General features: G+C 68.0%; 10 protein-coding genes and 1 pseudogene. 3 read left to right on the top strand and 8 right to left on the bottom strand.

What is annotated here, in order from left to right; all coding sequences use genetic code 11:
• Positions 1-432: NAD-dependent epimerase/dehydratase family protein (locus SYNGFB01_RS13300; protein ID WP_152669605.1), on the bottom strand; the 432-nt coding region annotated here is incomplete at its 3' end.
• A gap of 46 nt (positions 433-478) precedes the next feature.
• On the opposite strand from SYNGFB01_RS13300, the gene ndhO reads away from it, so the two are divergent.
• On the top strand, positions 479-718 hold the full coding sequence (gene ndhO, locus SYNGFB01_RS09290) for an NAD(P)H-quinone oxidoreductase subunit O (RefSeq protein WP_048016533.1): 240 nt from the start codon (positions 479-481) through the stop codon (positions 716-718).
• 2 nt (positions 719-720) lie between these two features.
• Here ndhO and SYNGFB01_RS15540 read toward each other — a convergent pair whose 3' ends face one another.
• The 4 genes and pseudogenes from SYNGFB01_RS15540 to psbD all read right to left on the bottom strand — a co-directional run bounded on the left by SYNGFB01_RS15540 (position 721) and on the right by psbD (position 4,520).
• A complete protein-coding gene (locus tag SYNGFB01_RS15540; RefSeq protein ID WP_235300091.1) occupies positions 721-1,086 on the bottom strand; it encodes a hypothetical protein in 366 nt (121 codons plus the stop codon).
• Positions 1,053-1,370, bottom strand: a complete 318-nt coding sequence (locus tag SYNGFB01_RS15535) for a J domain-containing protein (RefSeq protein WP_235300090.1) — start codon at positions 1,368-1,370, stop codon at positions 1,053-1,055. Before SYNGFB01_RS15535 ends, SYNGFB01_RS15540 begins: the two co-directional genes overlap by 34 nt.
• 196 nt (positions 1,371-1,566) lie before the next feature.
• Positions 1,567-3,024, bottom strand: coding sequence for an iron uptake porin (locus tag SYNGFB01_RS09280; RefSeq protein WP_048017819.1), 1,458 nt, complete (start codon positions 3,022-3,024; stop codon positions 1,567-1,569).
• Between the two features lie 441 nt (positions 3,025-3,465).
• Positions 3,466-4,520: pseudogene (gene psbD, locus SYNGFB01_RS09275) on the bottom strand (photosystem II D2 protein (photosystem q(a) protein)).
• A 202-nt stretch (positions 4,521-4,722) separates the two neighbouring features.
• Between psbD and SYNGFB01_RS09270 the strand changes: the two are divergent.
• Positions 4,723-5,289 (top strand): photosystem I assembly protein Ycf4, encoded by a 567-nt coding sequence (locus tag SYNGFB01_RS09270; RefSeq protein ID WP_048017818.1) that lies wholly within the window; start codon positions 4,723-4,725, stop codon positions 5,287-5,289.
• Positions 5,290-5,305: 16 nt separating this feature from the next.
• The gene (locus tag SYNGFB01_RS09265; RefSeq protein WP_048017817.1) at positions 5,306-6,028 is read left to right on the top strand and encodes a peptidylprolyl isomerase; all 723 of its coding nucleotides are present in this window, start codon (positions 5,306-5,308) and stop codon (positions 6,026-6,028) included.
• Between the two features lie 12 nt (positions 6,029-6,040).
• Here the strand turns inward: SYNGFB01_RS09265 and ilvN are convergent, their stop codons facing one another.
• The 3 genes from ilvN to SYNGFB01_RS16425 all read right to left on the bottom strand — a co-directional run bounded on the left by ilvN (position 6,041) and on the right by SYNGFB01_RS16425 (position 7,622).
• Positions 6,041-6,571 (bottom strand): acetolactate synthase small subunit, encoded by a 531-nt coding sequence (ilvN, locus tag SYNGFB01_RS09260; protein WP_048017816.1) that lies wholly within the window; start codon positions 6,569-6,571, stop codon positions 6,041-6,043.
• A gap of 77 nt (positions 6,572-6,648) precedes the next feature.
• Positions 6,649-6,915 carry a hypothetical protein gene (locus SYNGFB01_RS16430; RefSeq protein WP_369795533.1) on the bottom strand — a complete coding sequence of 89 codons (267 nt, stop codon included), beginning with the start codon at positions 6,913-6,915 and terminating at the stop codon, positions 6,649-6,651.
• Positions 6,912-7,622, bottom strand: coding sequence for an alpha/beta fold hydrolase (locus SYNGFB01_RS16425; protein WP_369795532.1), 711 nt, complete (start codon positions 7,620-7,622; stop codon positions 6,912-6,914). The genes SYNGFB01_RS16430 and SYNGFB01_RS16425 overlap by 4 nt, the downstream gene beginning before the upstream one ends.
• Positions 7,623-7,832 lie beyond the last annotated feature (210 nt).

Here is a 7,832-nt window from a genome sequence, read left to right as displayed (position 1 = left end):
GCTCTCGACACGGACAATATGGACGATCGGCCCCATGTCTGATATGACGTATAAACTACGTATTGAAGACATCGCGCTGAGGAGCACAGGATGCCSCAACCTGGTCATGGCTGCCACGAGCAACTCCGTGGTACGCACGCGGCTGTCGAACAGCCGTTGGCGGTGGGCCGCAGTCCAGCGCTGATCGGCGATCGGCTCACCGGCCAGGTTCACCACCCCTTCGGCGCGGGCAAGGGCGGCATCGAGCCGGTCGTGCTGCCAGCTGGCCGGGTCGGCCGGATCGAGCTGCAGGCTGCTGAAGCGCTCACCGGTGAGCTGGGGGAAGGGCTGCTGCCGCCGGCTGACGAGGGTGAGCTCATGGCCCAGCTCGAGCAGATAGGGCACCAGCTCACGTCCCACGAAGCCCGAGCAGCCCAGCAACAGCAAGCGCATCTGGCGGCAGGCAGCACCTAACCTTCAGGCTATCCGCCGTGCAGTGATGGCCGCCGAAACCACCGCCCCCGCAACGTTCAAGAAGGGCGCCCTGGTGCGAGTGAATCGCGATGCCTACCGCAGCAGCCTCGAGGCCCGCGCCAGCGACAGCGAAGCGCCCGCCTACATCTTCGAGGGCCCCGGCGAGATCCTGGCGGTGCAGGGCGCCTACGCCCAGCTGCGCTGGCGGCGGCCGGTTCCCGATGTGTGGCTGCGGCTGGATCAGCTCGAACCCTTCCCGGGCTGAGCTCAGCGGCGCAGCTGGCGGGATTCGGACTGAAGTTGGCGGCGGCGGGCCTGTGCCTTGCGCAGCAGCTCGCGGCCATCGCGCAGATAGGAATCCACGTAGCCCAGGGTGTAGCGCTCCAGATCGGTAAGAGCGTCCTTCACCAGGCTGAGGCAGTGATAGAGATCAAGGCTGAACGCCTCAAGTCCCGCCGGGCAGGCATGGGAACGGTAGAGGGTTTCCACCCGAGCCAGGCGAGACTGGCTGCTCTGCAGGAAGGCGCAGAAGTGCTCCATCAACTCATCGTCGTAGGGATCGGCGGCGAGGGCCCTGAGTTCGGCGGGAAAGGGATTGATCACCTGACCGAGCAGGCGATCGATGGGGGCCACAACCTGCTGCAGCCAGTCGAGGAGCTCCTGCTCACTGGCCTTGACCGGCTCCGACTGGCCTGAGGCCCTGGCGTCGGCCGAGGCCGGGCGCCGGCGGCATGAGGCTGGCCGATCTGACGGTCGAAGCGCCGGCGGCTCTCGGCATCACCGAGCACCTCCCAGGCGGCATTGAGCGCCAGGATGCGCTGATCGTCACCACCGGCATCGGGGTGGTGCCGCTTGACCAGGGCGCGGTAGGCCGCCTTGATCTCGGCGGCCGTGGCCTGGCGTGAGACGCCCAGCACGGCATAGGGATCGTCAACCGCCAGAGGCCGCCCTCCCGCATCATCTGCGCCTGCTGGCAGCCTACGGGGCGCCGAGGCGGATGACGGCCAAGAAAAAACCCCGGCCGAAGCCGGGGTCGAGGGAGGACGGGGGATGAGAAGTGGAGGACGAAGGGCTGGTGATGTGTGAGGTAACCAGCCCGAGCTGATCCTGGGATCAGAACTTGAAGGTGGTCTTGACCAGACCGCCGACGGTGTCGTCGAAGCCGTTGTCGTTCTGGATATAGAACACGGCGGGGGTCACGCTGATGTTGTCGGTGACCTGGAACTTGTACCAGAGTTCAACAGCCAGGGTCTCTTCGGCATCTTCGAACCAGATTCCTTTGGTACCGAAGGAGCCAATTTGACCGGCGCTGCCGACGGCCGCGCCGAGGGCGTTGCCCTTCATGAAGGCATCAGCCCACTGCAGGCCGACCATCCAGCTGTAGTTGTCGCCATCGAACTGATCATCCCAGCCGGCGCCAGCGCTGATCGAGGGGAACCAGCTGGCCTGCTTGGGCTGCCAGTAGGCGCTCACGCCAGCGCTGTTGACCGTATCCGGACTGAAGCCGAAATAGGTGCCGAAGTCAGAGAAGGTGTAAGCCGCGGCGATGCCCCAGTTCTCAGCGGCGTAACCAAGCTGAGCCGTGGCGGTGTAATCCTCACCGGCACCGATGAAGGAGTTCTGAGCTGCGTTCTCGTTGGAAACGTAGGCAGCGCTGATGCTCCAGCCGTTCTTCTTCCACCACAGACCTGCACCACCACCCAGGTTCAGGCTGTAGGTGCTGCGGGCACCGGCGTAGGTGAAGATGTCGAGGATCGTGTCAGCCGGATAGGCGCTGGGCCACATGGCCAGCATGTCGTCCTGACGGACCTTGGCACCGAAGGTGGCGGTGAAGTTGTCGCCGATCGGGAACTGGTAGAAGAGACGGTTGATGCCGACCACATCGTCACCGTCATCCTCCTGGAACGCCACCTCCATGGTGGTGTTGTCGTTACCGAAGATGGAGTCGGCAAAGTTGCCAGCCCGCAGACGGGTGCGGAGCAGGTCCTTACCGGTGAAGCTGGTGTCCAGGTTCAGCTGAACGTCGTAGTTGAAGGTGACGTTGTCAGCCTTGGGGTCGCCGAAGAGCTTGTTCTCTTCCGCACCGTAGAGCGGATCGGCGGCACCGCCCAGCACCATGGTGGCCTTACCGTTCAGCTTGGTGGTGGTGGAGAACTGGTTGGCCTCCAGTTCGCCCACCTTGGCCTCGAGGCCATCCACGCGGCCCTTGAGGATGGCGAGTTCCTTCTCGAACTCGGCCATCAGGCGCTTCAGCTCGTCGGTCACCTCGGTGACGCGGTCGAGGCAGGCGTTCAGAAGGGCGGCCGCCTCAAAGCGGGTCATGGCCTTCTGGCCCCGGTAGGTGCCATCGGGGTAGCCGGCCACGCAGCCGTAGCGCTCGATCAGGTTGGAGAGCGCCTGGTAGGCCCAGTCGGTGGGCTTCACATCGCCGAACTGGGAGATGCTGGTGACTTGCTCCTCGGAGGCGTACTGGTTGACGCCGTCCAGGTTGAGTTCAGCGGCGGACACGGCCATGGGGGCCAGGAGTCCGAGAGCCGCAGGAGCAACCAGCAGTTGCTGGAAGAGTTTCATGGGTTCCTCACACGGAAATGGGCGCAATGCGCCAACCACATGATCCAGCAGAGCGATGCCTCATCCATGGTTGCTGTGCCAGAGCGAGGGCCGGCCCAGAACAAGGAGCAGGCCAAACAAGAACGATGCCCCCGGAAACCAGGGCTGGCCTGGCTTCCGGGGGCTCTCGCCGGGTCCGCATCCGTCGCGGAACCGATGGATCAGGACAAAGGCGCCGAAATCAGCCGGCCTTCTCCGCGATCAGCAGACCCTGCATGCGTTGACTGTGGCTCACGGACACCTCCTCCTGTGGGGATAAAGCCAGCCGGCGACGCCTTCGGCGACCCCCCGAAGCGGGCGCCACGCCACTGCTGACCGAACCACCGGAGCGTAACCAAAACAAAAGCACCCCCGCGAGGGGGTGCTTGAGGAGCGAGCGGAAGAGCCGCTGGCGTCAGCCGATCAGAGAGCGTTGCCGCGCGGCAGTACCTCTTCAGGGAAGACGAAGTTTTCGTGCGGCTGGTCAGCCGGCGCCATCCAGGCGCGCAGACCTTCGTTCAGCAGGATGTTCTTGGTGTAGAAGGTCTCGAACTCGGGGTCCTCGGCGGCGCGGATCTCCTGCGACACGAAGTCGTAGCGCGCAGGTTGAGGGCCAGACCGATGATGCCGATGCTGCTGGTCCACAGACCCATCACCGGCACGAACAGCATGAAGAAGTGCAGCCAGCGCTTGTTGGAGAAGGCGATCCCGAAGATCTGGCTCCAGAAGCGGTTGGCGGTGACCATCGAGTAGGTCTCCTCCTCCTGGGTGGGTTCGAAGGCGCGGAAGGTGTTGGCCTGCTCGCCGTCCTCGAAGAGGGTGTTCTCCACCGTGGCGCCGTGGATGGCGCAGAGCAGCGCGCCGCCGAGGATGCCGGCCACGCCCATCATGTGGAAGGGGTTCAGGGTCCAGTTGTGGAAGCCCTGCAGGAAGAGCAGGAAGCGGAAGATCGCCGCCACCCCGAAGCTGGGCGCGAAGAACCAACTGCTCTGACCGAGCGGGTACATCAGGAAGACGCTGACGAACACCGCGATCGGGCCGGAGAAGGCGATGGCGTTGTAGGGGCGGATGCCGACCAGACGGGCGATCTCGAACTGACGCAGCATGAAGCCGATCAGGGCGAAGGCGCCGTGCAGGGCCACGAAGGGCCAGAGGCCTCCGAGCTGCACCCAGCGCACGAAGTCACCCTGGGCTTCCGGACCCCAGAGCAGCAGCAGGCTGTGGCCCATGGCATCGGCCGGGCTGCTCACCGCAGCGGTGAGGAAGTTGCAGCCCTCCAGGTAGGAGCTGGCAATGCCGTGGGTGTACCAGGAGGTAGCGAAGGTGGTGCCGGTCAGCCAGCCCCCCAGTGCCAGATAGGCAGTGGGGAAGAGCAGCAGACCCGACCACCCGACAAAAACGAAACGGTCGCGCTTGAGCCAGTCATCGAGGACGTCGAACCATCCCCGCTGCGGCGCGCGCCCTACAGCGATCGTCATGGGTGGGAAATGAGCGGTGCGGGAAACCCGCGAGCTGTGGGTTACCGGGGGATGGTAACAACGTTGCCGGCCACCGCGAGGCGTGCTGCAACGGGCTGACATCCCAGCCCTGGTCAGCGTTTTAGGTATTTCTTCCGATTCTTCGGCCCGGTGGGCGGGCCCCGCGTCAGGATGGCGTGATCTGATCGTTCCGACGGCTTCGATGGCGGTGTCCAAGGCAGACTCCGGTCCGCGCCCGCAGCAGGTGCTCGAGCAGCCCGTGCTCGGCTCCCGCCGCCTCTCCAACATCCTGGTGGCCGCCGCCGTGACCACCGGCGGACTCGGCTTTCTGCTCACCAGCCTCTCCAGCCGCCTGGGCCGAGACCTGCTGCCGATCGGCCACCCGGCCGAGCTCTCCTGGGTGCCGCAGGGTCTGGTGATGGGGCTCTACGGGCTGGCCGCCCTGCTGCTGGCCACCTACCTCTGGACAGTGATCGGCATCGATGTGGGTGCGGGCTTCAACCGGTTCGACCGCGCGGCCGGCCAGGCGCTGATCAGCCGCCGCGGCTTCCGCCAGGAGATCTCCGTGGAGATCCCGCTGCGGGAGATCCAGGCGGTGAAGGTGGAGGTGAGGGATGGCCTCAATCCCCGGCGCCGCCTGGCCCTGCGGGTGCAGGGCCGCCGCGACCTGCCCCTCACCCGGGTGGGAGAGCCGCTGCCGCTGGCCGATCTGGAAATGACCGGTGCCCAGCTGGCCCGCTTCCTGGAGGTTCCCCTTGAGGGCCTCTGAGCCCGGGAGGAACACCATGCTGCTCTCCCTGCCCCGCCGGCTGGCCGTGCTGCCCACCCTGGTGCTGGCCCTCACGCTCGGGCTGGCTCTGGGGGCCTGCAGCGCCGAGGGCGGTGGCGGCCAGCTCGGCTGCGCGGCCGCCCAGACCCCCTGCCTGCGCGGCCCGGCGGTGGTGGAGCTCCAGACCAGCCGCGGCACGGTGAGGCTGGCGCTCGATGGCCGCGCCGCCCCTCTCACTGCCGGCAACTTCGTGGATCTGGTGCGCCGTGGCGTCTACAACGGCACCGTGTTCCACCGGGTGGTGCGGGAGCCCAGCCCGTTCGTGGTGCAGGGGGGCGATCCGCTCAGCGCCAACCCGATGGTGCCGGCCGGTCAGCTGGGCAGCGGCAGCTTCGTGGATCCCGCCAGCGGCGAAAGCCGGCTGATTCCGCTCGAGATCAAGCGCAAGGGTGAAGCCGAACCCCGCTACGGCGAGGTGAGCACCGTTGCCGACATCACCCGCCAGCTGGACCTGCCGCATCAGCGCGGCGCGGTGGCGATGGCCCGCTCGGCGGATCCCAACTCCGCCAGCGCGCAGTTCTACATCGCCCTGGAGGCCCTGCCCGAGCTCGACGGCCGCTATGCCGTGTTCGGGCGTGTCATTCAGGGCATGGATGTGGTCGACCGCATCCAGCTGGGCGACAAGCTGATCAAGGCCACCGTGGTTGAAGGGGGCACCCTGGTGCAGGGTCGGCCGTAGGCCGACGATCTCCTAGGCCGGCACGCGCTTGTCGGAGCTGGTGGCCTTGAGGAATTCGGTGTTCACACCCGAGGCCCGCTCCAGCGCCACCTTGCCGGTGCGGGCGATCTCGAGGATGCCGTAGGGCTCCATCAGCCGCTCCAGGGCCACGAGCTTGCCGGGGTCGCCCACCACCTCGAGGGTGAGGGCCTCGTCGGCCACATCCACCACCTTCGCCCGGAACACCTGCACCAGTTCCAGGATCTCGCCGCGGTGCCGGGCCGGCGCGGCCACCTTGAGCAGCATCAGCTCCCGCTCCACGGCGGGGATCGTGGAGAGATCGATCACGCCGAGCACGTTCACCAGCTTGTCGAGCTGCTTGGTCATCTGCTCGAGGGTGCGGTCGTCGCCCTCCACCACCATCGTGAGGCGCGACATGCCGCCCTTCTCGGCCGGGCCCACAGCCAGGCTCTCGATGTTGAAGCCGCGGCGCGCGAAGAGCCCGGAGATGCGGCTCAGCGCCCCCGATTCGTCCTCCACCAGCACCGAGAGGGTGTGCTTCATTGCCGGATGTGCCGTGGAGATGGGGGGAGGAGACCTGGGAACCCAGGCGGATGCGACCAAGTTACGCGGCGGGCCCGTCAGCCGCCGGCCCCGGGCAGTTGCCCCAGCCAGCGCAGCACGGCGGCGTTGAAGGCCTGGGGATCCTCGTCGTGGGGGSGGGGCAGTGGCCGCAGCCGGCCAGTACCTCCAGGGGCAGCTCCCTCGCAGGCGCCGCACCTGCTCGGCCACCCGCAGCGGCACCAGCTGGTCGCGCCGCCCCAGATCAGCAGCAGCGGCCGGCGCAGGCGCCGCAGCAGCGCTGGGGCGGTGGCGGCGGCGGGCCTCAGGGCCATGGCGATGCTCATCGCCCGCAGCTGCGGACAGCCCCCGGGCGCCGGGCCGGACGGGCGATCAGCCGCTGCAGCTCCCGGTCGTCGAGCACCACGGAGGCATAGGCGCTCTGGATGCCGAGTGCCAGCAGTGGCGAGTGGGCCAGCAGCGGCACGATCAGCTCCAGCGGCAGCAGCCGGCAGAGCAGCTCCACCAGGGCGCGTTTCAGCCGCCTGCGCCAGGGCCGGCGCSSCGGCGGCCAGCGGCGCGGCGCCATCAGCAGGGCCGGATCCGGCAGGGGCGCCGCCACCACCGCCCGCACCCAGCCGGGGAAGAACACGGCGCAGCTGAGCGCCACCAGCCCTCCCAGCGAATGGCCCACGAGCACGGCCGGGGCCTGCACCACCTCCATCAGGAAGGCGCGCAGCTGCCGGGCCCAGAGGCGGTTGTCGAGGCGCAGCGCCGGCTGGCTGGAGGCGCCGAAGCCCACCAGATCCACGGCGAACACCCGCCAGCCGGCGGCCGCCAGGGTTTCGGCATTGCGGCGCCAGTGGCCGCTGCCGGCCGCGAAGCCATGCACCAGCACCAGCGGTGGATGGCCGGGATCCCCCAGCACCCGCCAGTGGCAGCTGAGGCCGTGCCACTGCCAGTGGGCATGGCGGCCCCAGCCCGTCCCGGCAGCCGGCTCCGGCGGCGCCGCGGGCGGAACCGCCGCCGGGGCAGTCTGGGCTGGACGAGCCACCGCAGGGCCCCTGAACGCGACGTCTGACGGCCACTATTGCGAAGGGGCGGCCCGACTGCAGCCGGGTTCGGGCTTTTTCCGCGTCGATTCCCGCCCGTCCCGCGATCTGGGGGTGCTGCTGGCGCGCCGGCTGGCGTATCGGCAGGGGGGCGAGCCCCCTGCGGGTGCTCGACGCCATGGCCGGCTGCGGCATCCGCGCCCTGCGCTACG

Origin of the sequence: Synechococcus sp. GFB01, assembly GCF_001039265.1 — a bacterium.
GTDB lineage: Bacteria > Cyanobacteriota > Cyanobacteriia > PCC-6307 > Cyanobiaceae > NIES-981.
This window is presented reverse-complemented; position numbering and strand designations above follow the sequence as displayed.

What these genes read in the sequence shown, in the direction of transcription:
- ilvN (WP_048017816.1), bottom strand. Translation starts at nt 6,571, where the DNA reads ATGAAGCACACCCTCTCGGTGCTGGTGGAGGACGAATCGGGGGCGCTG.
- SYNGFB01_RS09265 (WP_048017817.1), top strand. Translation starts at nt 5,306, where the DNA reads ATGCTGCTCTCCCTGCCCCGCCGGCTGGCCGTGCTGCCCACCCTGGTG.
- SYNGFB01_RS09280 (WP_048017819.1), bottom strand. Translation starts at nt 3,024, where the DNA reads ATGAAACTCTTCCAGCAACTGCTGGTTGCTCCTGCGGCTCTCGGACTC.
- ndhO (WP_048016533.1), top strand. Translation starts at nt 479, where the DNA reads ATGGCCGCCGAAACCACCGCCCCCGCAACGTTCAAGAAGGGCGCCCTG.
- SYNGFB01_RS09270 (WP_048017818.1), top strand. Translation starts at nt 4,723, where the DNA reads ATGGCGGTGTCCAAGGCAGACTCCGGTCCGCGCCCGCAGCAGGTGCTC.